Below are 25,816 nucleotides of genomic sequence, written 5' to 3'. Positions count from 1 at the left end.
GTCTTTTTTCTAGTTAGAAATAACACAATCATTAATCCCATTACTATTTAATGAGTTTAATACCTTATTTGCTTCTTGTTTACTGCTATATGGCCCTACTGTGACTCGATATAATTGACCTGGAGATATATTGCCACTAAAGCCTGTCATTGCAAGTTTAGCTTTTAGTGTATCAGCATTGGATTTATCCTTAAATGCGCCACATTGTAGTAGCCATTTAGTCATAGTTTGTGATGTGGCATTTGATGACTGATTTTTCGTCGCTGTATTTTCTTGCGAGGAAGGTGTAATTGTACGAGTGCTATTGACAAAGCTATCTAAGATTTGTTGTCTTTCTCTAGCAATTGAACTTGATGTGGAACCATAGTTTGCATTAGGCGTTTCTAATTCTTTAAGATATGTCCAACGCTCTTGGGGTTGTTCGGGTAATGTTATCACTGGAGGCTGAGTTTTTGCTTTTGGTGGTTTAACATTTTTTTTAGGGGCATTATTTACAACAAAATAGAGAATCGCGGAAAATAGAATAATGACAATAATCGCCAAGAATATCATCAAATTAGGCTTGTTTCGTGACTTATTTTTTTTAGGTTGGCTCTTTTTTCTCACATAATCACGCTGAACCACAATAGACTCTCTTCTATTATTTTATTAACATTGCATAAACAGTTAGTATACAAATAAAAAAAGTGGCTTACACCACTTTTTGTCATTTTCTTTAACTATGATAGTTAACAGATAAAACTATTAAGCTAATGCTTTAATGTGTTTAATTAAATTCGCTTTATGACGTGCTGCTTTATTTTTGTGGATTAAGCCACGAGCCGCTTGACGGTCAACAACTGCTTGCATGTCTTTGAATGCTACTTCAGCTGTTTGTTTATCACCAGCTGCAACAGCGGCGTAAACTTTTTTAATATAAGTACGCATCATTGAACGGTTACTAGCATTATGTTTACGACGTTTTTCGGATTGAACCGCACGTTTCTTAGCTGATTTGATATTAGCCAAAGTCAACTCCCAAGTTTGTATAAAAATTACATATTAATAAGGTGGCAAAATATGCCTGATTTTCTCTCTTTTGTCAATGCTGTTGCATAAAAAATATGATCGGTAATTTTTATCTCTATAATAAATGTTTACTATTCGACCAATAAAGCCTATAACCTAAAAAGAAATTTTATGTTAGAATATCGAAAGTTTTATTTTTATTCTATTTTATAAGAGGAAGTATCATGTCTATTATTAGAATGCAAGATCTTGATCTAAAAGGAAAACGTTTATTCATTCGCTCAGATCTTAATGTGCCGGTTAAAAATGGTAAGGTCACTTCCGATGCGCGTATCAAAGCATCATTACCTACTATTGAAGATGCCATCAAAAAAGGTGCTAAGGTAATGGTTACCTCTCATATCGGTCGACCAACAGAAGGCGAATATAACCCAGATTTCTCTTTACAACCTGTTGTTGATTATTTAAAAGAGCATGTGTCATTCCCTGTTCGCTTAGTAAAAGATTACCTAGATGGTGTTGATGTTAAAGAAGGTGAATTAGTTGTTCTTGAAAACGTCCGTTTTAATGTTGGTGAAAGCAAAGATGATGAAACTTTATCTAAAAAATATGCAGCTCTTTGTGATATTTATGTGATGGATGCATTTGGTACTGCTCACCGCGCTCAGGCATCTACTCATGGTGCGGGTAAATTTGCTCCAGTTGCTTGTGCCGGACCATTACTAGCGGCAGAACTTGATGCTTTAGGTAAAGCCCTTGATAATCCTGCTCGCCCAATGGTTGCGATTGTTGCTGGTTCAAAAGTATCAACTAAATTAACTGTGCTTGATTCGCTATCAAAAATTGCTGACCAAATTATTGTGGGCGGTGGTATTGCGAACACCTTTATTGCCGCAGAAGGTTATAATGTAGGTAAATCTCTTTATGAAGCAGACTTAATCCCAGAAGCTAAAAAATTAATGGCTAATTGTGAAATTCCAGTTCCAACCGATGTGCGTGTTGCAACTGAATTTAGTGAAACAGCAGTAGCTACTGAAAAATCAGTTCAAGATGTTAAAGAAAATGAACAAATTCTTGATTTAGGTGATAAATCGGCAGAGGTATTAGCAAATATCATCAAAAATGCAAAAACCATTTTATGGAATGGCCCTGTCGGTGTTTTTGAATTTGCTAACTTCCGTCGTGGAACTGAAATTGTTGCCAAAGCGATTGCTGATAGCGAAGGATTTTCAATCGCTGGTGGTGGTGATACATTAGCTGCAATTGATCTATTTGGTATTGAAGACAAGATTTCTTATATTTCAACTGGTGGCGGTGCTTTCCTTGAGTTTGTTGAAGGTAAAAAGCTACCTGCTGTTGCAATGTTGGAAGCGAGAGCGAAAGCGTAGTATTTAAGTTCAGTAAAAGGATGAGTCAATTACTCATCCTTTAATTTTTTTAAATAAATTTATAGGTAATAAAATGGCTACTAAGATTTCTGATGTTGTTAAACCTGGTGTTGTGACTGGTGATGATGTTCAAAAAGTGTTTCAAATCGCTCGTGATAATAACTTTGCATTACCAGCAGTAAACTGTGTTGATACAAATACAATCAATGCGGTTATTGAAACTGCTGCTAAAGTTGGATCACCAGTCATTGTTCAATTTTCAAATGGTGGCGCTCAGTTTATTGCAGGTAAAGGCCTAAAACTTGAAGGACAAGAATGTGCAGTCTTAGGTGCGATTTCTGGTGCAAAACATGTTCACCTTATGGCTGAAAAGTATGGTGTGCCAGTTATTGTACATACTGATCATTGTGCTAAAAAATTACTACCATGGGTGGATGGATTACTTGACGCTGGTGAAACGCACTTTGCAAAAACAGGTAAACCACTGTTTTCTTCCCATATGATTGATCTTTCAGAAGAGTCACTAAAAGATAACATTGATATTTGTTGTCAATATCTTGCTCGTATGTCTGCAATGAAAATGACATTGGAGTTAGAATTAGGATGTACTGGCGGCGAAGAAGATGGTGTTGATAATAGTCATATGGATAGCTCAGCGCTTTATACTCAACCAGAAGATGTGGCTTATGCTTATGAGCGTTTAAGTGCTATTAGTCCTCGTTTTACTATTGCTGCGTCATTTGGTAATGTGCATGGTGTTTATAAACCAGGTAATGTTAAATTAACACCAAAAATTCTAGATAACTCACAAAAATATGTATCAGAAAAGTTTAACTTACCTGCAAAATCATTGAATTTTGTTTTCCATGGCGGTTCAGGTTCAACGCCAGAAGAAATTGCTGAAGCAGTCAGTTATGGTGTAATCAAAATGAATATTGATACAGATACCCAATGGGCTAACTGGGCAGGTGTTTTAGATTACTACAAAGCAAATGAGGCATATTTACAAGGTCAATTAGGCAATCCAGAAGGTATTGATGCTCCAAATAAAAAATACTACGATCCACGTGTATGGCTACGCAAAGGTCAAGATTCTTTAATTGCTCGTTTAGAACTTGCATTCAAAGAGCTTAACGCAGTTAACGTTCTTTAACATTATTGGTATTAAGACTAAAAGCAAGGTATTAGCCTTGCTTTTAATTTATCCATTCTTAAATAAATCTTGCTTTTTTATTTGGGTTATAGGATAATCTTGCCCTCATTTAACTTAGGGGAGCTGTCTATTTATTAATAGTTATTATTAATAGAGGCGTTTGCACCCGAGCAAAGGAAACTAAAAATGGCAAAAAAAGTACAAGCTTACATCAAGTTGCAAGTTGCAGCTGGTGCAGCGAATCCTAGTCCACCAGTTGGTCCAGCTCTTGGTCAACATGGTGTTAATATCATGGAATTCTGTAAAGCGTTTAATGCAAAAACAGAAAGCATGGAAAAAGGATTACCAATCCCTGTTGTAATTACAGTATATTCAGACCGTTCATTTACATTTGTAACTAAAACGCCTCCAGCTGCAGTTTTATTAAAGAAAGCCGCTAAAATCAAATCTGGTTCAGGCGAACCTAACAAGAAGAAAGTAGGTAAAGTGACAAGTGCGCAAATTCGCGAAATCGCTGAATTAAAAGCTGCAGATATGAATGGTGCTACCATTGAAACGATGATGCGTTCTATTGAAGGAACAGCTCGTTCAATGGGTTTGGAAGTGGAGGGTTAATCAATGGCTAAATTATCTAAGAAAGCTAAACTTATCCGCGAAAAAGTGAATGCGACTAAGCAATATGAAATTAATGAAGCTATCGCGTTATTAAAAGAACTCGCTACCGCTAAATTTACAGAAAGTGTTGACGTTGCCGTTAATTTAGGTATTGATTCACGTAAATCAGACCAAAATGTTCGTGGTGCAATTGTACTGCCACATGGTACTGGACGCAGTGTGCGCGTTGCTGTCTTTACTCAAGGCGCAAATGCAGAAGCAGCTAAAGAAGCGGGTGCTGAATTAGTAGGTATGGACGATCTTGCTGATCAAATTAAAAAAGGCGAAATGGATTTTGATGTTGTTATTGCATCACCTGACGCTATGCGTGTTGTTGGTCAATTAGGTCAAATTTTAGGACCGCGCGGTTTAATGCCAAATCCTAAAGTTGGGACTGTTACCCCTAACGTTGCTGAAGCTGTAAAAAATGCTAAAGCGGGTCAGATTCGTTACCGTAATGATAAAAATGGTATTATCCATACAACTATCGGTAAAGCTGATTTTGATGCAGATAAGCTTAAAGAAAATTTAGAAGCATTACTTGTTGCGTTAAAACGTGCAAAACCAGCATCTTCTAAAGGTGTATTTGTTAAGAAAGTGAGTCTTTCAACTACAATGGGCGCTGGTGTTGCTATTGATCAAGCAACATTAAATGCAACTGTTTAATCATTTTTATCGTTAAACAAAGAAATCGGTTGGTGTCTGGCCTTAACCAGACCCCGTCCAAGACCGTAGGTGTGGTTGAAGTTTAACTACTTAATTTTCCTACGTAGACGGTGACAGAACCTGATAAGATATATATAGAAGGATTCTGCTCATCGTGGTTGTGCTAGTTACATTTGTAGCTAGTGAAAATTAGTCTAGGCTTTTGCCTAGTATAATCCAGGAGCAATACCAATGGCACTAAATCTTCAAAATAAACAAGAAATTGTTGCTGAAGTTAATGAAATCGCCAAAGGTGCGCTATCTGCAGTTGTCGCTGATTCTCGTGGCGTGACTGTAGAAAAAATGACTGCATTACGTAAATCTGCTCGTGAAGCGGGTGTTTATATGCGTGTTGTTCGTAATACGCTATTGCGCCGTATTGTTGAGGGTACTCAATACGAGTGTTTAAAAGATACGTTTGTTGGTCCAACTCTAATTGCATTTTCAAATGAGCACCCAGGTGCTGCAGCGCGTCTTTTTAAGGCGTTTGCGAAAGAAAATGACAAATTTGAGATTAAAGCCGCAGCCTTTGAAGGTGAGTTAATTACTGCAGCGAACATTGATCGCTTAGCAACATTACCTACTTATGAAGAAGCATTAGCTCGCTTGATGTCAACCATGAAAGAAGCCGCAGCTGGCAAATTGGTTCGCACTCTTGCGGCGGTTCGTGATCAAAAAGAAGCTGCTTAATTGTCAGTTTGATTATGAATATTATCAATTAAAAAAATGTAAATTTAGGAAACTATATTATGTCTATCACTAAAGAACAAATTTTAGATGCAGTTGCTGAAATGTCTGTTATGGACGTTGTTGAGCTTGTATCAATGATGGAAGAAAAATTTGGCGTTTCTGCAGCCGCAGCAGTTGCAGTTGCAGCAGCAGGTCCAGCTGAAGCAGCAGAAGAAAAAACTGAATTTGATGTAATCTTAAAAGATGTTGGTGCTAATAAAGTAGCTGTTATCAAAGCTGTTCGTGGTGCAACAGGTTTAGGCTTAAAAGAAGCTAAAGATCTTGTTGAATCAGCTCCAGCAACAGTTAAAGAAGGCGTTAGCAAAGCTGATGCAGATGAACTTAAAAAGGCACTTGAAGAATCTGGTGCAGTTGTCGAACTTAAATAAGTTTATCGATAATACGATAAATGGCTGGGGGTTTTATACCTCCAGCCTTTTTGCGCTATAATAAGTTAAAGAATTTTATTTGAAGATTATCAATAAAAGTAATATAGAAATAGTATATTTATTAAGCCTAATCAATTGATATTTATAGATATTTTCGATGAGGTGTCAGGTGCCATCAGTTAGCGATAGTACGCCTGATGAATATTTAATCATGCTAGAATAGCAGATAAGCAAGTTGAGGAACTAATGGTTTACTCTTATACCGAGAAAAAACGAATTCGTAAGAATTTTGGTAAGCGTCCACAAGTCTTGGATATACCGTATCTTCTTTCTATTCAACTTGATTCGTTCCAGAAATTTATTGAGCAAGATCCAGAGGGTCAATATGGCTTAGAAGCTGCGTTCCGTTCAATATTTCCGATAAAAAGTTATAGTGGTAACGCTGAGTTGCAATACGTGAGCTTTAAGATGGGCGAACCTGTGTTTGATGTTAAAGAATGTCAAATTAGAGGGATCACTTACTCAGCACCGTTGCGCGTAAAATTACGTTTAGTTATTTATGATAAAGATGCGCCAGAAGGAACAGTTAAAGATATTAAAGAGCAAGATGTCTACATGGGTGAAATCCCTTTAATGACGGATAATGGTACATTTGTGATTAACGGTACAGAGCGTGTAATCGTATCACAATTACATCGTAGTCCTGGTGTGTTCTTTGATAGTGATAAAGGTAAAACACACTCTTCTGGTAAAGTTTTATATAATGCTCGAATTATTCCTTATCGTGGCTCTTGGCTTGATTTTGAATTTGATCCAAAAGATAATCTTTTTGCTCGTATTGACCGTCGTCGTAAACTTCCAGCAACAATTATTTTGCGTGCGTTAGGTTATGAAACAGAAGAAATTTTAGATATCTTCTTTGAAAAAACTATTTTTGAAGTTAGCAAATCTAAGTTAAAGATGGATCTTGTTCCAGAGCGTTTACGTGGCGATACAGCGCTATTTGATATTGAATCAAAAGGTAAAATTTATGCTGAAAAAGGCCGACGTATTACAGCTCGTCACATTCGTGAATTAGAAAAAGACAAAGTTAGCAAAATTGATGTACCAGTTGAATATATCGTTAATAAAGTTCTTGCTAAAAATTATGTTGACGAAGCTACGGGAGAGGTTATTGCTTTTGCTAATACACCAATCTCATTAGAGCTATTACTTCAATTAACCAATGCTGGATATAAAAAAATAGAAACCTTATTCACCAATGATTTAGATCATGGTGCATTTATTTCTGAAACATTAAATGTGGATTCAACTCGTGATCGACTAGGTGCGTTAGTTGAAATTTATCGCATGATGCGTCCGGGTGAACCGCCAACAAAAGAAGCCGCTGAAGGGCTATTTGATAATTTATTCTTCTCTGACGAACGTTATGATTTATCCGCTGTTGGGCGTATGAAGTTCAACCGTTCTTTAGGGCGTGATGATATTGAAGGCGAAAGCGTTTTAACGAAAGATGATATCGTTGACGTAATGAAAAAATTAATCGCTATTCGTAACGGTCACGGTGAAGTCGATGATATCGACCATTTAGGTAATCGTCGTATTCGTAGTGTTGGCGAAATGGCAGAAAACCAATTCCGTATTGGTTTAGTTCGTGTTGAGCGAGCAGTGAAAGAGCGCTTATCTTTAGGTGATCTTGATTCACTAATGCCACAAGATATGATTAATGCTAAACCAATTTCAGCAGCGATTCGTGAATTTTTTGGCTCAAGTCAGCTATCTCAATTTATGGATCAAAACAATCCATTATCTGAAATTACGCATAAACGTCGTATTTCAGCATTAGGTCCAGGTGGTTTAACGCGTGAACGAGCAGGGTTCGAAGTACGTGACGTACATCCAACGCATTATGGTCGTGTATGTCCAATCGAAACGCCTGAAGGCCCAAATATCGGTTTAATTAACTCATTAGCGGTTTATGCTCGTACCAATGAGTATGGATTTTTAGAAACACCATACCGTCGAGTGATTGATGGTGTCGTAACTGACGAAATTAATTATTTATCAGCGATTGATGAAAGTGAATTTGTAATCGCTCAGGCAAACTCAAACCTTGATGAAGATGGCCGTTTTAAAGAAGATTTAGTAACTTGTCGTTTAAATGGTGAATCAGGCTTGTATAGTCCAGAACAAGTTCATTATATGGACGTATCAACCCAGCAAATCGTATCAGTTGGTGCATCATTAATTCCATTCCTTGAACATGATGATGCGAACCGTGCCTTAATGGGTGCGAACATGCAACGTCAGGCAGTACCAACGTTAAAAGCGGAAAAACCGTTTGTTGGAACGGGAATGGAACGTGCAGTGGCTGTTGACTCAGGGGTAACGGCTGTTGCTCGCCGTGGTGGTACAGTTCAATATGTTGATGCTTCACGTATTGTGGTTAATGTTAACGCTGATGAAATATATGCGGGTGAAACCGGTATTGATATTTATAACTTAACTAAATACACCCGTTCTAACCAAAACACTTGTATCAATCAAATTCCATGTGTGGAATTAGGCGAGAAAGTTGAACGTGGCGATGTGCTTGCCGATGGTCCATCAACTGACTTAGGTGAATTGGCATTAGGTCAAAACATGCGAGTGGCTTTCATGCCATGGAATGGTTACAACTTTGAGGATTCTATTTTAGTTTCTGAAAAAGTGGTACAAGATGACCGTTTTACATCAATCCATATTCAAGAATTATCTTGTATTTCTCGTGATACGAAGTTAGGCGCAGAAGAGATTACTGCGGATATTCCAAATGTTGGTGAAGCAGCATTATCTAAACTTGATGAATCAGGTATTGTTTATATCGGTGCTGAAGTTCAAGGTGGCGATATTCTGGTCGGTAAAGTAACTCCTAAAGGTGAAACACAATTAACGCCAGAAGAAAAATTGCTTCGTGCAATTTTTGGTGAAAAAGCATCTGATGTTAAAGATACTTCATTGCGCGTACCGAATGGTGTTTCAGGTACAGTTATTGATGTTCAAGTGTTTACTCGTGACGGTGTACAAAAAGATAAACGTGCGCTTGAAATCGAAGAGATGCAACTTAAACAGGCAAGAAAAGATTTAACTGAAGAACTTAAAATCTTAGAAGCTGCATTGTTTGCTCGTATTCGTGATGTACTGATTTCAGGTGGAATCAAAGCTGATAAATTAGATGCTTTACCGCGTGAAAAATGGTTAACAATCGGTATTGCAAATGAAGATAAACAAGCTCAATTAGAACAGCTTGCTGAACAGCACGAAGAAATCAAAGCTGAATTTAATAAAAAACTTGAAGCTAAACGCATGAAGATCACACAAGGTGATGATTTACAACCGGGTGTGCTCAAAATTGTTAAAGTTTACTTAGCGGTTAAACGTCAAATTCAGCCAGGTGATAAGATGGCTGGTCGTCATGGTAACAAAGGGGTTATCTCTAAAATTAACCCAATTGAAGATATGCCATATGATGACAAAGGTCGTCCTGTTGATATCGTATTAAATCCACTAGGTGTTCCGTCTCGTATGAATATTGGACAGATCCTAGAAACTCACTTGGGTATGGCTGCTAAAGGTATTGGTCAAAAGATTGATGCGATGTTAAAAGAACAGCAAGAGTTAGCTAAATTACGTGAGTTTATTCAAAAAGCGTATGATCTTGGCTTAGGGGCTGCACAAAAAGTTAATGTAGCAGAATTTACTGATCAAGAAGTCATGAATTTAGCGCAAAACTTGCGTAATGGTATGCCACTAGCAACACCAGTGTTTGATGGTGCCAAAGAGCAAGAAATTAAAGCCTTACTAGAGCTGGGTGATTTGCCAACTTCTGGTCAAATTACGTTGTATGATGGTCGTACAGGTGAACAATTTGAACGTCCTGTTACTGTAGGTTATATGTACATGCTTAAATTGAATCACTTAGTTGATGACAAAATGCATGCCCGCTCTACTGGTTCATATAGTCTGGTTACTCAACAACCATTGGGCGGTAAAGCTCAATTTGGTGGTCAACGTTTTGGTGAGATGGAAGTATGGGCACTTGAAGCATATGGTGCAGCTTATACCTTACAAGAAATGTTAACCGTTAAATCAGATGACGTAAACGGCCGTACTAAGATGTATAAAAATATTGTAGATGGTGATCATCGTATGGAGCCTGCGATCCCAGAATCATTTAATGTACTATTAAAGGAGATCCGTTCGCTAGGTATTAATATCGAGTTAGATGAAGAATAATTTTTGCTAACTTAAATGATTTCTATTTATAGGGATAACTTATTAGCAATAATAAGTTATCTAATTGGTTTAACTCCATAGGAGTCAATTGTGAAAGACTTACTAAAGTTTCTAAAAGCACAAACAAAAACAGAAGATTTTGATGCTATCAAGATAGGCCTTGCTTCTCCTGATATGATTCGTTCATGGTCTTTTGGTGAAGTTAAAAAACCTGAAACAATCAATTATCGTACGTTCAAACCTGAGCGCGATGGATTGTTTTGTGCGCGTATTTTTGGACCAGTAAAGGATTATGAGTGTTTATGTGGAAAATATAAACGTTTAAAACACCGTGGTGTAATTTGTGAAAAATGTGGAGTTGAAGTAACTCAAGCTAAAGTACGTCGTGAACGTATGGGGCACATTGAACTAGCATCACCAACTGCCCATATCTGGTTTTTAAAATCATTACCATCTCGTATCGGTTTATTACTTGATATGCCTCTTCGCGATATTGAGCGAGTGCTTTATTTTGAATCATTTATGGTTCTTGATGGTGGTATGACGAACCTTGAACGTGGTCAGATTTTAACTGAAGAACAATATTTAGATGCGTTAGAAGAGTTTGGTGACGAATTTGATGCTCGCATGGGGGCAGAAGCTATCCAAGAGTTATTACGTAATATTGATGTGCAAGCAGAATGTGAAGCACTACGTGATGAACTCGCTACCACTAATTCTGAAACTAAGCGTAAAAAGCTGACCAAACGTATTAAGATTATTGAAGCATTTATTCAATCAGAAAATAAACCTGAATGGATGATTCTGAACGTATTACCTGTGTTGCCACCAGATTTACGCCCATTGGTTCCACTTGATGGCGGACGTTTTGCAACATCAGATCTAAATGATCTTTATCGTCGAGTTATTAATCGTAATAACCGTTTAAAACGTTTATTGGACTTGGCTGCACCGGATATCATTGTACGTAATGAAAAACGTATGTTACAAGAATCTGTCGATGCGTTATTAGATAATGGTCGTCGTGGTCGTGCAATTACTGGTTCAAACAAACGTCCATTGAAGTCACTTGCTGATATGATTAAAGGTAAGCAAGGTCGTTTCCGTCAAAACTTATTAGGTAAACGTGTTGACTATTCTGGTCGTTCTGTAATTACTGTAGGTCCATACTTACATTTGCATCAGTGTGGTTTACCGAAGAAGATGGCTCTTGAATTATTCAAACCATTTATTTACGGTAAATTAGAGCGTCGAGGTTATGCAACAACCATTAAAGCAGCGAAGAAAATGGTTGAGCGTGAAGATGCAATTGTATGGGATATCTTAGATGAAGTTATCCGTGAACATCCAGTATTACTAAACCGTGCACCAACATTGCATAGATTAGGTATTCAAGCATTTGAGCCGATTCTAATTGAAGGTAAAGCCATTCAATTACACCCATTAGTTTGTGCAGCGTTTAATGCTGACTTCGATGGTGACCAGATGGCGGTTCACGTTCCATTAACGTTAGAAGCACAATTAGAAGCTCGTGCGTTAATGATGTCAACCAACAATATTCTTTCACCGGCAAGTGGTGAGCCTATTATCGTTCCTTCACAGGACGTGGTTTTAGGTCTTTACTATATGACTCGTGATAAAGTCAATGCCAAAGGTGAAGGCATGATATTAACCGGTCCTAAAGAAGCTGAAAAGCTATATCGCTTAGGTCTAGTTGAATTGCATGCCAAGGTTAAAGTCCGTATTACTGAAAGCCAACGTAACAGTGTAGGCGAGTGGGAAGATACTACCTCGGTTGTTGATACAACGGTTGGTCGTGCAATTTTATGGTTAATTATGCCAAAAGGAATGAGCTTCTCTGTTATCAATCAACCTTTGGGTAAAAAAGCGATTTCTAAAATTTTAAATATCTGTTATCGCCAGTTAGGCATGAAAGATACGGTTATTTTAGCTGACCAAATCATGTACACTGGATTTGCTTATGCGGCGCGTTCAGGTGTATCAGTTGGTATTGATGATATGGAAATTCCAGCGAAGAAATCACAAATCATCAACGAAGCTGAAATCGAAGTTGCTGAAATTCAAGAGCAATTCCAATCTGGTTTAGTAACTGCAGGTGAACGTTATAACAAAGTTATCGATATTTGGGCTGCCGCTAATGAACGCGTTGCTAAAGCGATGATGGATAACTTATCAACTGAAAAAGTAATTAACCGTGAAGGCGAAGAAGAAGTTCAATCTTCTTTCAATAGCATTTACATGATGGCCGACTCTGGTGCGCGTGGTTCTGCAGCACAGATTCGTCAGCTTGCTGGTATGCGTGGCTTGATGGCAAAACCAGATGGTTCGATTATCGAAACGCCTATCACTGCGAACTTCCGTGAAGGATTAAACGTACTTCAATACTTTATCTCTACGCATGGTGCGCGTAAAGGTCTTGCGGATACTGCTTTAAAAACAGCGAACTCAGGTTATTTAACTCGACGTTTAGTTGATGTGGCACAAGATTTAGTGGTGATTGAAGATGACTGTGGCACCTTAGAGGGTGTGGTGATGACACCTGTTATTGAAGGCGGTGATGTTAAAGAGCCACTTCGTGAACGAGTGTTAGGTCGAGTCGCGGCTGAAGATGTATTAAAACCTGGTAGTGCAGATATCTTAATCCCACGTAACACATTGCTTGATGAAAGTAAATGTGACTTACTTGAAGCAGAATCTGTTGATAGCGTTAAAGTGCGTTCAGTGGTTTCGTGTGATACTGATTTTGGTGTGTGTGCAAAATGTTATGGTCGTGACTTAGCACGCGGTCACTTGGTCAATAAAGGTGAAGCGATCGGTGTTATTGCGGCGCAATCAATCGGTGAGCCAGGTACACAGTTAACCATGCGTACGTTCCACATTGGTGGTGCGGCATCGCGAGCGGCTGCTGAATCAAGTGTTCAAGTTAAAAACAAAGGTAGCATTAAATTAACTAATGCTAAATTTGTAACTAACCCAGACAAGAAACTGGTAATTACCTCACGTAATGCTGAATTAACCATTATTGATGACTTAGGTCGAATGAAAGAAACCTACAAAGTGCCTTATGGTTCGATTTTAAGTAAAGGTAATGGTGTTGCGGTTGATGCGGGTGAAACAGTGGCTAACTGGGATCCACATACTATGCCAGTTATCTCTGAAACTAAAGGTTTTGTTCGTTTTGTGGATATGGTTGATGGTCAAACTATTACTCGTCAAACTGATGAATTAACTGGTTTATCATCTATTGCAATATTAGATGTAGCAGAACGTACAGGTGTAGGTAAAGATTTACGTCCAGCCATCAAAATTGTTGATGCTAAAGGTGATGATATCTATCTTGCTGGTACAGAAATGCTTGCGCAATACTTTTTACCTGGTAAAGCATTAGTACAGTTAGAAGATGGTGCTGAAATCAATATTGGTGATACACTTGCTCGTATTCCACAAGCATCTGTTGGTACCAAAGATATCACCGGTGGTTTACCTCGTGTTGCTGATTTATTTGAAGCACGTAAGCCAAAAGAACCGGCTATCTTGGCTGAAATTGACGGTATCATTTCATTCGGTAAAGAGACAAAAGGTAAACGTCGCTTAATTATCACGCCATTAGATGGTAGTGAACCATATGAAGAGATGATTCCAAAATGGCGTCAACTTAACGTGTTTGAAGGCGAACAAGTTGGCCGTGGTGATGTGATTTCTGATGGTCCTGAATCTGCGCATGATATTTTACGTCTACGTGGCGTTAATGCGGTAACTCGATATATTGTTAACGAAGTTCAAGAAGTTTATCGTCTACAAGGTGTAAAAATTAACGATAAACACATTGAAGTTATCGTACGCCAAATGTTACGTAAAGCAACGGTTATTCATCCGGGTGGCTCACGCCTACTTGAAGGTGAACAACTTGAAGTTTCACGTTTGAAGATTATCAACCGTGAACTTGAAGCGCAAGGTAAAGAACCAATTGTTTATTTACACGATTTACTTGGTATTACTAAAGCATCACTAACGACTGAGTCGTTTATTTCTGCGGCTTCGTTCCAAGAAACAACTCGCGTCTTAACCGAAGCAGCTGTGGCTGGTAAAAATGACGAATTACGTGGTTTAAAAGAAAACGTAATTGTAGGTCGATTAATTCCAGCTGGTACGGGTTATGCTTACCATAAAGAACGCTTACGTAAACGCGCAATGCCATCAACTGATGAGGTTCAAACAACAATTTCAGCGGAAGAAGCAACTGCTAATTTAGCTGAATTACTAAACTCTGCTGAAGAGAATCAATAGTCTCATTAGGTTTAATTTACAAAATAGCACGCATGGCGTGCTATTTTTTTGCTATGCTTAAAACTATAAAAGGAGATTGGTATGTATATTGTAATGAACCGTTTTAAAATTAAACGGGGTCGCGAAGATACATTTATTGAAATATGGCGAAATCGTGATAGCCATCTGAAAGAAATGAAAGGGTTTAACCGTTTTTACTTTTTACAAGGAAAAACAGAAGAAAATTATACACTATTTTCTTCATTTACTGAGTGGCAATCTAAGGCTGATTTTGAAGCTTGGGTTAATTCTGAACACTTTAAGCATACCCACCGTAATACGAATAACCGACCAAATAGCAGTGATATTTACTTAGAACCGGCACAATTAGAGTGTTTCGAAGTCATACTTGAATAAATGCGATATTAAGTATGATGAAAAAGCAATAAAGCTAAATATTCATCACTCAATAATTCATAAGTATTGTGAGCAATAATAAAACGATTTGAACGTAAAGAGCATAATAACAAAAATACAAGATATCTGGAATTTGGCTGAGTTAAAAAAATAATTACCGCATAATGGATTGATTTTGTTTAAAATATAAACATAAGAATTAAATAATATTAATAACCTATCAGAGTGTTTTTTGCAGAAAATAAACAGTTCTTTTTTAACATCCTCAGTTTACCGTTATCATCATTCTCGATATAAACGCAACTATCGTTCATCTCTATGAGTAAAATAAAAGTTAAAGAAATAGGCATTATGCTCTTTGAATAATGGCATCATCTGTAGGAATTACTCGCACTATTTACAGTAATTTGAGGAGTAACGCTAATGAATATACATAAAATACATAACTAACATCTTATCACTAGCAAGAGAGGGCTATGACATCATAAAGAAAATAACCGTCATCAATTTAGTTAAATACTATAACAAAACCTATCGGGGAAAAATGTTATAGGTAGAGACGAAAAATTCACCGTTACTTACAAATGAAAGAAGATAGCATACTATAGAATGTTTATTCGTCGGTATTGATGATTTTTTACGACAGCTGCGAGTATTTATCCAAATAAATCACAATTTAGCTCGGTACAGTTTCTACAAAACGCAGCATTATCCCAATGTCTTTACGCCATTGAATGTGCCTATTGAGATAACGGATACGAATATTAAGGTATAGACAAACATCTATTTGTTAAAGCAGTACAATAAAAATATTATAAATTAATTTTTTAAAAAAATACTTCAAAAAAATGGTAAAACAGAAAAAGTGATGCGCACTTTAATGGATATGCGGCATAATCAGCAAATATTCAAAGATTAAAAATAAATAAAACAAAAGTTTTGGTGATTTATTAACGTTTATTATATGGTTAAACTGCATAAAACACTTTTGTATAAAGCACCTTATGAATTTTTAGAAGTTTATTTTAATTATCAAGTGTCAACAAATTGGCGTTTCCCTACACATCATCTAATTAAGAAATTTATAGCAATAATTTTTATTTAATATATTTATCAGGATCGAATTTTATGATCTAACTCACAAAATTGAATATGGATTATAACTAATACCCCCTTGTATTGATAACCACACTCCCAATTTGTTAATGCGTTTAACTCATTTTATAACAAATTTCCTCTTGCTGATGGAAAAATTCTCTATCCACATTACCTCTTGTTTGATTTACGCTTAAAACATCTAATTCAAAACAATAAGAGATGAGTATTTGCTATGACTCAAATAAAATTTCGAATGATTGAAGATAATCTTGAACCAGAGTTAGTCACAAAACAAACCATTAACCTTATCAATAGCTGGTTAGCACAGCATCAAATTACTCAAAATGATGTTCAAAAAGCGATGCTGTTTTCACATGTAAAAGCAATGGTTGAGCGGGCAAAAACGTTAGAAAAATTACCTGAAGTTGACCCTGCATTATTTGATGAGCTTTCAGAAGAATCTTTAGCGCTCGCACGCAAGACAGTGAATTTATTTGATAATTTACCGATAGAGGAATCGTATTTATTGGCAGTTCATTATGAAGTTGCTAAAGCAAATTAAAAGTTTATTAGACAAGTAAAAAACAATAATTAATAGGAGAAATATTATGGCTGACGTAGTCATTGTTATTGGCGATAGAATGGGAAAAGGGCAAAAAATTGCAGAAGGCATTAATTCTGTAGAGGGGTGTCGTGCAATTGTCATTTCTGGTATGGCAGCAGATATGAAGCTAGGCGATGTAATGAATAGCGAAAATGCCGATTTAGGGCTTTCTTTTTGCGGTAGTGGTGGAGCTGGTGCTATTACGGCACAAAATAAATATGGTTATTCACAACGGCATGGTATGCGATCAATTGAAGAGGGCGAAACAGCCATCAATGATGGGTGTAAAGTTCTCGGTTTTGGCTTTATGGACACAGAAGAGCTAGGGCAACGTGTTGCAAAAGCATTTCTGAAAAAATATCCACGCTCATAAGCGGAAAATCAGCATGAAAAAAAAAGAGCAGATACTTGTAAGAGTTAAAGGTCATGGTGATGCTAAACAGCAAGCATTTTCTATTGCGTTAAGTCAGGTTCAGAAAGAGGTATTTAAAAATACCAATAATATTATGTTGCGAATTGATCCGATTGATATTCAAGTTGTATCAGCAATAGAAAAGACAACCATAGAACGTTTTTTGTTTGTTTTTTTGCCAAGAAAAAAGACTTTTTATGAAATCACACTTGATGTGTCTGTTAATGTAACTTTTGTTGATTTAAGTGATATTAAATTTCTCACTGAATAACATAATGTGAAAGGGAAGTTATGGAAATCTTAATTATTGCATTTAAGTCTATTATCATCGGTGGACTTTGTGGTTTTGGGGTTGGTACAGGGGCTGCTCGAATGTTTCATGCGCCAACGTATCAAGGTATGGGAGCGTTTCGTACATTAGGTGAGCTTAACGCGTGTGAAGGTGATCCTGCGGCGCACTTTTCATTTGGTTTAGGGTTCTTTTTTAATGCATGGGCTTCATCAGTTGCTGCCGGCTCTTTCACCCAAGATGTCGATCATCGAATTATTCCAAACTGGGGGGCTGCTTTATTGATGATAAAAAATCGTCATCTTGCTGAAACTTTGCATGATCCTAAAAAAATGGCATTTGCTTGCGCATTTACCGGCGTGATTGTTGTATTGTTTTTAAATACAACTACGTCAGTGATTCCCGATTCGCTAAAAATTACTGCAACTAAAGTACTTGTTCCAGCGGCAAATTTACTGGTTGCAACTGTGATGCCTGTTATTTTTTGGTTAGCTGCATTAGATGCAGGGCGTCGTAGTGGCTTTTGGGGCACGTTATTTGGTGGGCTTGCGCAGTTGATTATGGGCAATGCGGTGCCTGGATTAGTATTAGGTATATTGATTGGAAAAGGCGTAGATGATAGTGGCTGGAATCGTGTGATGAAAATCATGTTAGCGGCTGTCATTATTCTCTTTGTAATAAGTGGATATTTCCGTGGTTTTGATATGAAGATGATTAACTCATTTAGGGATGGTCTATCTTATTGGTGTAAATAAATAGGGAACACATTATGAATACACAAGCAATAATCAATAAAAGTTTTTGGTATGGTGATTGGTCATTCCCTATTATTTGTGGACTGCTATCTGCCGGTATTTTTGCAGGAACGCATACTTTTTATGTGTATGGTATTGGCGCATTTAACGAAATCGCATTCGTTGCCATGCTTAAATCAGGTATGACGACTGGTGATTATGGTGCTGTTGCGGCCTTTGGTGCTAGCTTTTTATTTGCCCGCGTTATTGAAGGTTCATTAGTTGGTATATTGGATATTGGTGGTGCACTACAAACCGGTATTGGACTAGGTGTACCTGCGTTATTACTCGCCGGTGGCTATACATTACCTGTTGAAAACTTTTTTGTTGCATTAATTACTGGTTTAGTATTGGGAATGCTAATTGGTTTAATGATTATTTTGATCCGTAAATTTACAGTTAATAGCGGTACAGGTTCAACTTTTGGTGCAGACGTTATGATGGGCGCAGGCAATGCTTCAGGAAGATTCCTTGGTCCAATGATTATTTTATCTGCTATGGTTGCTTCAATTCCTATTGGTATCGGTTCGTTATTGGGAGCATTACTTTTTTATGTATGGAAAAAGCCTATCACGGGTGGGGCTGTTTTAGGCGCTATGATTTTTGGTGGTTTGTTCCCAATTCTATAATATTAATTACCCTATATAATTTAATAAATTACATAGGGAGTGGAATAACTTATGTATGATTTAATTATAAAAAATGCCAAACTCATTGATGAATCAGTCACCGATATTGCTATTGAGCAAGGCAAGCTTATTGCGATTGCCAATACTATTACGGGGCAATCTCGACGTGTTTTGGATCTAAAAACTAAACATTATGTTAGTTCAGGATGGATTGATTCTCATACGCATTGTTTTGCTCATTCGCCCATTTATCATGATGAACCAGATTTGATTGGGGTTAAAGCTGGTGTTACCGCTGTTGTGGATGCCGGTAGCGTTGGGGCTATTGATGCTGATGAGTTTTATCAATTAGCTCAGCAAGCTAATACGCATGTTTATTCTTTTTTAAATATTTCTAAAATCGGGCTATTAAGACAAAACGAGCTTGCTGACATACAAAATATTGATATGCCTTTATTTGATGCAACACTAGCTAAGTATCCCGATTTTATTATTGGTATCAAAGTGCGAATGAGTCGTAGTGTGGTGGGTGACAATGGCATCGAACCATTAGTGAAAGCCAAAGAAATACAAAAAAATAGTGGTTTACCTTTGATGATTCATGTTGGTAATAATCCCCCAGAGCTTGATGAAATTGCCAATTTGTTAACTAAAGGTGACATTATTACACATTGTTTTAATGGTAAACCTAATCAGATCTTGGATAAAGAGAATAATCTGCGAGAATCAATCAAACGAGCAATCGAGCGAGGGGTAATTTTGGATATTGGTCATGGCGGTGAAAGTTTCAGTTTTGCCGTGGCAGAACGCGCTAAATGTTTAGGTGTTTATCCTAACACGATCAGTTCTGATATCTATTCTAAAAATCGACTACAAGGTCCCGTTTTTAGTTTGGCCAATGTGATGACAAAGTTTATCTGCCTTGGTTATAGTCGAAAAAGAATTATTGATAGTGTAACACAAAATGCGGCACAGATTTTGCATCTTAAAAATAAAGGCGTTTTATCGGTTGGTTATGATGCGGATTTGACTATTTTTGATATCAAACAGCAGGCTGTTTCGTTATTAGATTCAGAAGGTGGAATTAGGAAAAGTGGTGAGCAGTTTATCCCTTTGGCATCGATTGTGGCTGATGCTGCAAAACATTCAATAAGCATTGAAATAACAGAAGAAGGTAGTAAAAATGAGCTCAGAATCTCAAACTGAAAAAGATGTTTACATTAAATATAACTTAAAAAGGGTAATTAATGCGTCAGGGCGAATGACAATTTTAGGTGTCTCAACGCCAAGACCAGAAGTGATTGACACAGTATTACATGGACTAAATGAATATTTTGAAATTAAAGATCTGGTGGATAAAACGGGGCAATATATTGCTAAATTACTCAAAGTTGAAAATGCAGTAGTAGTATCGTGCGCTTCTGCTGGCATTGTACAAGCGGTTGCAGGTTTAATTATCAAAGATGATCGTGAACTGTTATTTAATTTACATTCATCAGACAAATATGTTCCTCGTGAAATTATTGTTCCTAAAGGTCATAACGTTAATTTTGGTGCACCAATTGGTACAATGGTTGCTTTAGGTGGTGGGACTATGGTTGAAGCTGGATATGCCAATGAGTGTAAACCTGAGCATATTGAATCACTAATTAATCCAGATACTGCCGCAATTTTATATGTTAAGTCACATCATTGTGTACAAAAAAGTATGTTATCAGTCGCACAAACGGCTGTAATTGCTAAAAAATATAATATTCCATTGATTGTTGATGCAGCAGCGGAAGAAGATTTACAAATTTATTATCAACAAGGTGCTGATTTAGTTATTTATAGTGGAGCTAAAGCCATTGAAGGACCAACTAGTGGTTTAGTCATTGGTCGTCATCAAGCGGTGGAGTGGTTAAAACTACAGTCACAAGGTATTGGCCGCCCTATGAAAGTAGGTAAAGAAGGCATTTTAGGATTAACTCAAGCTATTGAGCTTTATGTTCGCAGCCCCAAACCGGAAACAGGACAACAGATGGTGACTAAAATGACACCATTTATTGAAAGTCTAAATACACTTGATGGCATATCGGCCAAAGTCGTTTGGGATGGAGCAGGACGCGATATTGCGCGCGCAGAAATAGTGTTTGATGCAAGCGTGATAGGTAAAACCGCCATTGAAATGATTGACCTGATGAAACAAGGCGAAATTGCAGTGTACTTTAGAGAATATAAAGCCAATGAAGGCAAAGTCGATGCCGATGTGCGTAGTGTGACATCAGCACAACTTGATATTATTTACAATAAAATTAAAAATATTATTCAAGGAGCAAAATAATGCAACTGAGTCCAAATTATTATAATGAGCGTGTTTGTTTAAATGTACTTGCGAATTCAATAGACAATGCAAAAGCAATTTATGAAGCTGCGCAAACCCATGTGGTTGTGGGTATTTTATCTAAAAACTATTCTGATAATAAAGCAGCGATTGCTGATATGAAAAAATATGCAGCAGCTATTGATAATGCTATCTCTGTAGGACTTGGTGCGGGTGATCCTAATCAATCAACAATGGTTTCAGAGATATCAGCCGTGCTTCAGCCACAACATGTTAATCAAGTGTTTACTGGAGTTGCGGCAAGTCGCGCATTATTAGGTCAAAAAGAAACTATCATTAATGGATTAGTTTCGCCAACGGGGGAAGTAGGTTTAGTGAATATTGCAACTGGTTCTATAAGTTCAAAGTTGCCAGCAGCTATCGTTCCTGTTGAAACCGCAATTGCTTTATTGAAAGATATGGGAGGAAGTTCAATAAAATATTTCCCTATGAGCGGTTTAAAGCATAAAGATGAATTTGAGTATGTGGCTAAATGTTGTGCTGAGCATGATTTCTATCTTGAACCAACAGGCGGTATTGACTTAGACAATTATGAGGCAATCTTAAAAATTGCTTTAGATGCAGGTGTGAAGAGAATTATTCCACATATCTATAGTTCTATCATTGATAAAGCAACAGGTGCAACACGTATTAGTGATGTCAAACAACTGTTAGCTATTACACAAAAACTAGTGGATAAATAATGGCATCTAAAGTGCTTTTTTATTATCAGCGATTAGCGTATTTATTTGATACCATAAAAAACGAAACACTACCTCAACGAGAGCTAGCCAATCGTTTTTCGGTTTCTACTCGCACAATTCGTACCGATATTTCAGCACTTAACGATATTTTAGGTGATTATGGCGCCCAAGTTGATTATACCAAAAATATTGGTTACCAACTTGTGGTAACTGATCCTATTCGTTATGCCACATTACCTATCACTCAAGTGATTGAACAAGTTCCACGAACTAGTAAAGAAAGAGTTTCGGCTTTATTGATTGCTTTTTTAACTCAATCTAATTCTGTAAAGTTAGATGATATAGCCGGCGAATGGTTTTTAAGCCGTAGTACATTGCAAAATGATATTATTGAAGTTAAACAATATTTAGATAAATATAATTTATTTCTCGAAAATCGACCTTATTATGGCATGCGGCTAATTGGCGAAGAGTCGTCTATACGTGCATGTTTAACCGATATTTTATGGCAACGCTATATGGCTGAAGATCTCATTACAGTTAATAGATTGCGCAAAACGATTTTAAATAATATTGATTTAGAGTATCTTGAAAAAATTCTTCGAAATCAACTTGAACGTTTTGAATTAAAATTGAGTGCAGAAGGGCGAGGGTATTTACTTTATAGTTGTGCTGTTTCAATTACACGAATTACCCAAGGGCATGAGTTACTTGAGTATCAAGTTGATAAAATTAATACCACTGTTATCAGCGCAGTGACTGAAATATCTGAAGATATTTCCTATTTTTTAGGTGGCGTGCTTTCTGATGCGGAGTTTAATTATTTATGTGCTCAGATTTATTCTCGCACTATTATGGATTCGCCAAATCAGTCAAAAAGCTTGGCATTGATTAATCATATATTATCTTATATTAATAATACTTATCATTATAATTTATGGGAAGATAAAAAGTTACGTCAAGATATATTAATTCATATTTCATCAATGTTGTCGCGAATTAAATATCAAATCCGCACAACGAATCCTTTATTACGGGAGATAAAACAATATTATCCTTTTGCTTATGATATTACGTTATCTGCGCTTACTAACACTGAACAATATACTGAATCCAAAATGACGGAAGACGAAATTAGTTATTTAGCTGTACATATTGGTGTAGCCTTAGAGCGTAATTATAGTGCAGGACATGAAAGATATGCACAAATTTTACTTGTAAGTGAACTTGGTAATGCAGCTTTGCGTATGATTGAATCAAAAATTAAACGGGATTTTCCACATATTAAAATAAATCGAATCCTTTCTTATAGAGAATACGAGCAACTGGCAAACATTAAAGAAGATTTTGTTGTTTCAACCATTCGTTTAACAGAAAAAAATAAGCAAATAGTTAAAATTTCACCATTTCCGACGCCTTATCAGCTTGAACAATTGGGGCGGTTGGCAATGATTGATAGAACAATGCCTTATATTATTGAGCATTTTTTTAATGAAAAGTTTTTTTTCATTATTGAACAATCAATGACACAAAAAGACCTTTTAAAAAATGTTTGTAAAAAACTTAAGCAAGCGGGGTATGTAGATGTAGATTTCTATCCGTCAGTCATTGAACGAGAGTCAATAGTGTCCACACTATTAGGTGAAAATATTGCTATTCCCCACTCTGTCGGGTTGCTGGCTAAAAAAACCATAGTAACGACTATATTAGCTCCACAAGGTATCGTATGGGATAAGAATAAAATCGCTCATGTTATTTTTTTATTGGCAATCAGTAAAGATGAATATGAAAATGCAATGCGCATTTATAATTTATTTGTAAACTTTGTCAAAGAAAGATCAACTAAGCGTTTATTAGATAGTAAAACGTTTGATGATTTTTGTGCAATCGTTAAAGATAGCTTTGGTCGACTGCCATAATTGGTGGATAAGCATATTTATTGTTTTTAGACGTAAATCTTATTTTTACCGAAACTTTTTTACAAAAGTAAAAAAATATTCAGAATGAATATTAGGGTAATAATCAATGAGTAAAACGAATTATCTTGTTTGTGCCCATTGACGAAATCATGATTTAAAGGTAATATGCGCGCCTTACGGCATTGTGTAGTTTTTAGCTACACTACATAAATTTTTAAGGTAGCATGCATATTTTATGCAAAATAAATTGCCATTAACAATTGATCCAATTAAAGCGGCACAAAAAAGGCTTGATTATATTGGATATTATCCAGCTAAAAGTGTAACTAGGGTTGAAAGTCCGCAAAGTGATCTAGAGTGCAGCTTGTCTTTTGAATTTGATGAGCAACGGCTTTGTATTATTACAATTGATGCAAAAATGACGTTAGAGCAAGTTTGTCAACGTTGTTTTAAACCTTTTATCACTGAAGTTCATGTGATGAATAAATTTAGTCCTGTTAAGAGCGATGCTCAAGCAGAGGCGCTACCGGAACATTATGAACCCGTTTTAATCAACGAGTTTGGCGAAGTAGATATATTAGCGTTACTTGAGGACGAAATTATTCTTTCGTTGCCAATTGCGCCGGTACATGATAGTAAACACTGCGAAGTGTCAGAGGCTGATATGGTATTTGGTGACATTCCAAGTGAGAATGAAAAACCGAATCCATTTGCAATTTTAGTTAGTTTAAAGAATAAGGGGTAAATCCATGGCTGTTCAACAGAATCGTAAAACTCGTGCAAAACGTGGTATGCGTCGTTCTCATGATGCATTAACTGTTGCTAATATCTCAGTTGATGAATCAGGTAAAACACATTTACGTCATCATGTAACCGCAGATGGTTATTATCGTGGTCGTAAAGTGATTTCTAAATAATTATTACCTAATTAGAAATCCTCAGGTGACATTTTGGATAATCTAACCATTGCGTTAGATGCTATGAGCGGGGACTTCGGTCCTCGTGTTGTTGTTCCTGCTACAATACAAGCGCTAAATTGTTATCCAAACCTTTCTATTTTTCTGGTGGGCGATCCAGCAGAAATTAGTCTTTTTTTGTCAAAAGAAAATGTAAAACTTGTCTCTCAATATCAGCAAAAGGGGCGGTTAATTTTGACCGAATCGACTACCGTTATAGCTAATGATATGAAGCCTGCTTATGCGATTCGCCATAGTCAAGGATCATCAATGAGAATAGCGCTTGAACTGGTTAAAGATAACAAGGCTCAAGCCTGTGTAAGTGCTGGCAATACTGGCGCATTGATGGGGTTGTCTAAACTTTTATTGCACTCTTTAACCGGCATTGATCGCCCTGCCTTAGTTGCCACTATTCCTGCATTAAATAATCAAAGTACGGTGGTGCTGGATTTAGGTGCTAATGCTGAATGTGATAGTGATATGCTAGTACAATTTGCCATAATGGGTGAAATATTAGCTAAAACAGTACTAAAAATTGAAACTCCTCGGGTTGCCTTACTTAATATAGGTGAAGAAGACATCAAAGGATTGGATAAAATACGTGCAGCTGCTTCTATTTTAAAATCAAATGATCAGATTAATTATATCGGCTATTTAGAAGGTAATGAGCTTCTAACCGGCAAAACAGATGTATTAGTATGTGATGGCTTTGTTGGCAATGTGACGTTAAAAACAGTCGAAGGCTTAGTTAAAATTTTCATGTCTTCATTTAAGTTGTCCCTTGGTAATAATTCATTATTAATGAAACTATTAAGTAAATGGTTACAGAGAAAGTTCTCAAAAAATTTTGGTTATTTGGAACCTGGACGATATAATGGTGCTTGTTTGCTTGGACTTCGAAGTATTGTGATCAAAAGTCATGGTAGTGCCAATCAAAAATCATTTTTTGCAGCAATTGAACAAGCTATTTTGGCTATACAAACAAATATACCTGAGAAGATAGCAATGAGCCTTTCTTCCGCACTACCCAAGAGCGAATAATTA

At 36.7% G+C, this 25,816-nt stretch carries 23 protein-coding genes; 21 read left to right on the top strand and 2 right to left on the bottom strand.

From position 1 onward, the window contains the following. Nucleotides 1–9 precede the first annotated feature (9 nt). Entirely contained in the window at nt 10–624 is a 615-nt protein-coding gene (locus GYY69_RS12970; RefSeq protein ID WP_174797505.1) for an SPOR domain-containing protein, read from the bottom strand. 120 nt (nt 625–744) lie between these two features. Then, complete coding sequence (rpsT, locus tag GYY69_RS09795; protein ID WP_065638977.1) at nt 745–1,008, bottom strand: 30S ribosomal protein S20; 264 nt, start codon at nt 1,006–1,008, stop codon at nt 745–747. 224 nt (nt 1,009–1,232) lie between these two features. On the opposite strand from rpsT, the gene pgk reads away from it, so the two are divergent. The 21 genes from pgk (at nt 1,233) to plsX (ending at nt 25,813) form a co-directional block, all read left to right on the top strand. Next, a complete protein-coding gene (gene pgk / locus GYY69_RS09790; protein ID WP_174797504.1) occupies nt 1,233–2,396 on the top strand; it encodes a phosphoglycerate kinase in 1,164 nt (387 codons plus the stop codon). Nucleotides 2,397–2,469: 73 nt separating this feature from the next. Then, on the top strand, nt 2,470–3,549 hold the full coding sequence (gene fbaA, locus GYY69_RS09785; protein WP_065638975.1) for a class II fructose-bisphosphate aldolase: 1,080 nt from the start codon (nt 2,470–2,472) through the stop codon (nt 3,547–3,549). 186 nt (nt 3,550–3,735) lie between these two features. After that, nucleotides 3,736–4,164, top strand: coding sequence for a 50S ribosomal protein L11 (gene rplK, locus GYY69_RS09780; protein WP_034884321.1), 429 nt, complete (start codon nt 3,736–3,738; stop codon nt 4,162–4,164). 3 nt (nt 4,165–4,167) lie between these two features. Then, complete coding sequence (gene rplA / locus GYY69_RS09775; RefSeq protein WP_065638974.1) at nt 4,168–4,869, top strand: 50S ribosomal protein L1; 702 nt, start codon at nt 4,168–4,170, stop codon at nt 4,867–4,869. A 231-nt stretch (nt 4,870–5,100) separates the two neighbouring features. Next, a complete protein-coding gene (rplJ, locus tag GYY69_RS09770; protein ID WP_065638973.1) occupies nt 5,101–5,598 on the top strand; it encodes a 50S ribosomal protein L10 in 498 nt (165 codons plus the stop codon). Nucleotides 5,599–5,657: 59 nt separating this feature from the next. Beyond that, nucleotides 5,658–6,026, top strand: a complete 369-nt coding sequence (gene rplL, locus GYY69_RS09765; protein WP_034884317.1) for a 50S ribosomal protein L7/L12 — start codon at nt 5,658–5,660, stop codon at nt 6,024–6,026. A 246-nt stretch (nt 6,027–6,272) separates the two neighbouring features. Continuing rightward, nucleotides 6,273–10,301, top strand: coding sequence for a DNA-directed RNA polymerase subunit beta (rpoB, locus tag GYY69_RS09760; protein WP_174797503.1), 4,029 nt, complete (start codon nt 6,273–6,275; stop codon nt 10,299–10,301). A 90-nt stretch (nt 10,302–10,391) separates the two neighbouring features. Next, nucleotides 10,392–14,609: a DNA-directed RNA polymerase subunit beta' gene (gene rpoC, locus GYY69_RS09755; RefSeq protein ID WP_174797502.1), complete on the top strand. Its 4,218-nt coding sequence runs from the start codon at nt 10,392–10,394 to the stop codon at nt 14,607–14,609. Between the two features lie 81 nt (nt 14,610–14,690). Further along, complete coding sequence (locus GYY69_RS09750) at nt 14,691–15,005, top strand: antibiotic biosynthesis monooxygenase family protein (RefSeq protein ID WP_174797501.1); 315 nt, start codon at nt 14,691–14,693, stop codon at nt 15,003–15,005. Nucleotides 15,006–16,335: 1,330 nt separating this feature from the next. Next, nucleotides 16,336–16,665 (top strand): transcriptional antiterminator, encoded by a 330-nt coding sequence (locus tag GYY69_RS09745; RefSeq protein WP_174797500.1) that lies wholly within the window; start codon nt 16,336–16,338, stop codon nt 16,663–16,665. A 46-nt stretch (nt 16,666–16,711) separates the two neighbouring features. Continuing rightward, entirely contained in the window at nt 16,712–17,080 is a 369-nt protein-coding gene (locus tag GYY69_RS09740) for an SFCGS family glycine-rich protein (RefSeq protein WP_174797499.1), read from the top strand. A gap of 13 nt (nt 17,081–17,093) precedes the next feature. Next, nucleotides 17,094–17,390 carry a DUF4312 family protein gene (locus GYY69_RS09735; RefSeq protein ID WP_174797498.1) on the top strand — a complete coding sequence of 99 codons (297 nt, stop codon included), beginning with the start codon at nt 17,094–17,096 and terminating at the stop codon, nt 17,388–17,390. A 20-nt stretch (nt 17,391–17,410) separates the two neighbouring features. Beyond that, nucleotides 17,411–18,163, top strand: a complete 753-nt coding sequence (locus GYY69_RS09730) for a DUF4311 domain-containing protein (protein WP_174797497.1) — start codon at nt 17,411–17,413, stop codon at nt 18,161–18,163. 14 nt (nt 18,164–18,177) lie between these two features. Further along, on the top strand, nt 18,178–18,831 hold the full coding sequence (locus tag GYY69_RS09725) for a DUF4310 family protein (RefSeq protein ID WP_174797496.1): 654 nt from the start codon (nt 18,178–18,180) through the stop codon (nt 18,829–18,831). A 51-nt stretch (nt 18,832–18,882) separates the two neighbouring features. After that, entirely contained in the window at nt 18,883–20,037 is a 1,155-nt protein-coding gene (locus GYY69_RS09720; protein ID WP_174797495.1) for an amidohydrolase/deacetylase family metallohydrolase, read from the top strand. Continuing rightward, a complete protein-coding gene (locus tag GYY69_RS09715) occupies nt 20,015–21,154 on the top strand; it encodes a DgaE family pyridoxal phosphate-dependent ammonia lyase (protein WP_174797494.1) in 1,140 nt (379 codons plus the stop codon). The genes GYY69_RS09720 and GYY69_RS09715 overlap by 23 nt, the downstream gene beginning before the upstream one ends. Further along, complete coding sequence (gene dagF / locus GYY69_RS09710) at nt 21,154–21,897, top strand: 2-dehydro-3-deoxy-phosphogluconate aldolase (protein ID WP_174797493.1); 744 nt, start codon at nt 21,154–21,156, stop codon at nt 21,895–21,897. Before GYY69_RS09715 ends, dagF begins: the two co-directional genes overlap by 1 nt. Beyond that, the gene (locus GYY69_RS09705) at nt 21,897–23,816 is read left to right on the top strand and encodes a BglG family transcription antiterminator (protein ID WP_194240632.1); all 1,920 of its coding nucleotides are present in this window, start codon (nt 21,897–21,899) and stop codon (nt 23,814–23,816) included. The genes dagF and GYY69_RS09705 overlap by 1 nt, the downstream gene beginning before the upstream one ends. A gap of 235 nt (nt 23,817–24,051) precedes the next feature. Then, nucleotides 24,052–24,561, top strand: coding sequence for a 23S rRNA accumulation protein YceD (yceD, locus tag GYY69_RS09700; protein WP_174797492.1), 510 nt, complete (start codon nt 24,052–24,054; stop codon nt 24,559–24,561). Between the two features lie 4 nt (nt 24,562–24,565). Beyond that, a complete protein-coding gene (rpmF, locus tag GYY69_RS09695) occupies nt 24,566–24,733 on the top strand; it encodes a 50S ribosomal protein L32 (RefSeq protein WP_025316508.1) in 168 nt (55 codons plus the stop codon). A 33-nt stretch (nt 24,734–24,766) separates the two neighbouring features. Beyond that, the gene (gene plsX, locus GYY69_RS09690) at nt 24,767–25,813 is read left to right on the top strand and encodes a phosphate acyltransferase PlsX (protein WP_174797491.1); all 1,047 of its coding nucleotides are present in this window, start codon (nt 24,767–24,769) and stop codon (nt 25,811–25,813) included. Nucleotides 25,814–25,816 lie beyond the last annotated feature (3 nt).

It is taken from the genome of Gilliamella sp. ESL0250, assembly GCF_013345045.1.
Taxonomy (GTDB): Bacteria; Pseudomonadota; Gammaproteobacteria; order Enterobacterales; family Orbaceae; genus Gilliamella; species Gilliamella apicola_H.
Note: the sequence above shows the minus strand (reverse complement) of the source record. Positions and strands in the feature narration are given on the sequence as shown.

Excerpts from the sequence above, each read along its gene's own strand:
- rplA (WP_065638974.1), top strand. The coding sequence starts at position 4,168 with ATGGCTAAATTATCTAAGAAAGCTAAACTTATCCGCGAAAAAGTGAAT.
- rplJ (WP_065638973.1), top strand. The coding sequence starts at position 5,101 with ATGGCACTAAATCTTCAAAATAAACAAGAAATTGTTGCTGAAGTTAAT.
- GYY69_RS09745 (WP_174797500.1), top strand. The coding sequence starts at position 16,336 with ATGACTCAAATAAAATTTCGAATGATTGAAGATAATCTTGAACCAGAG.
- rpoB (WP_174797503.1), top strand. The coding sequence starts at position 6,273 with ATGGTTTACTCTTATACCGAGAAAAAACGAATTCGTAAGAATTTTGGT.
- rpmF (WP_025316508.1), top strand. The coding sequence starts at position 24,566 with ATGGCTGTTCAACAGAATCGTAAAACTCGTGCAAAACGTGGTATGCGT.
- GYY69_RS09730 (WP_174797497.1), top strand. The coding sequence starts at position 17,411 with ATGGAAATCTTAATTATTGCATTTAAGTCTATTATCATCGGTGGACTT.
- GYY69_RS09720 (WP_174797495.1), top strand. The coding sequence starts at position 18,883 with ATGTATGATTTAATTATAAAAAATGCCAAACTCATTGATGAATCAGTC.
- GYY69_RS09715 (WP_174797494.1), top strand. The coding sequence starts at position 20,015 with ATGAGCTCAGAATCTCAAACTGAAAAAGATGTTTACATTAAATATAAC.
- yceD (WP_174797492.1), top strand. The coding sequence starts at position 24,052 with ATGCAAAATAAATTGCCATTAACAATTGATCCAATTAAAGCGGCACAA.
- pgk (WP_174797504.1), top strand. The coding sequence starts at position 1,233 with ATGTCTATTATTAGAATGCAAGATCTTGATCTAAAAGGAAAACGTTTA.
- GYY69_RS09740 (WP_174797499.1), top strand. The coding sequence starts at position 16,712 with ATGGCTGACGTAGTCATTGTTATTGGCGATAGAATGGGAAAAGGGCAA.
- GYY69_RS09735 (WP_174797498.1), top strand. The coding sequence starts at position 17,094 with ATGAAAAAAAAAGAGCAGATACTTGTAAGAGTTAAAGGTCATGGTGAT.
- GYY69_RS09725 (WP_174797496.1), top strand. The coding sequence starts at position 18,178 with ATGAATACACAAGCAATAATCAATAAAAGTTTTTGGTATGGTGATTGG.
- rplL (WP_034884317.1), top strand. The coding sequence starts at position 5,658 with ATGTCTATCACTAAAGAACAAATTTTAGATGCAGTTGCTGAAATGTCT.
- dagF (WP_174797493.1), top strand. The coding sequence starts at position 21,154 with ATGCAACTGAGTCCAAATTATTATAATGAGCGTGTTTGTTTAAATGTA.
- rplK (WP_034884321.1), top strand. The coding sequence starts at position 3,736 with ATGGCAAAAAAAGTACAAGCTTACATCAAGTTGCAAGTTGCAGCTGGT.
- GYY69_RS09750 (WP_174797501.1), top strand. The coding sequence starts at position 14,691 with ATGTATATTGTAATGAACCGTTTTAAAATTAAACGGGGTCGCGAAGAT.
- fbaA (WP_065638975.1), top strand. The coding sequence starts at position 2,470 with ATGGCTACTAAGATTTCTGATGTTGTTAAACCTGGTGTTGTGACTGGT.
- GYY69_RS09705 (WP_194240632.1), top strand. The coding sequence starts at position 21,897 with ATGGCATCTAAAGTGCTTTTTTATTATCAGCGATTAGCGTATTTATTT.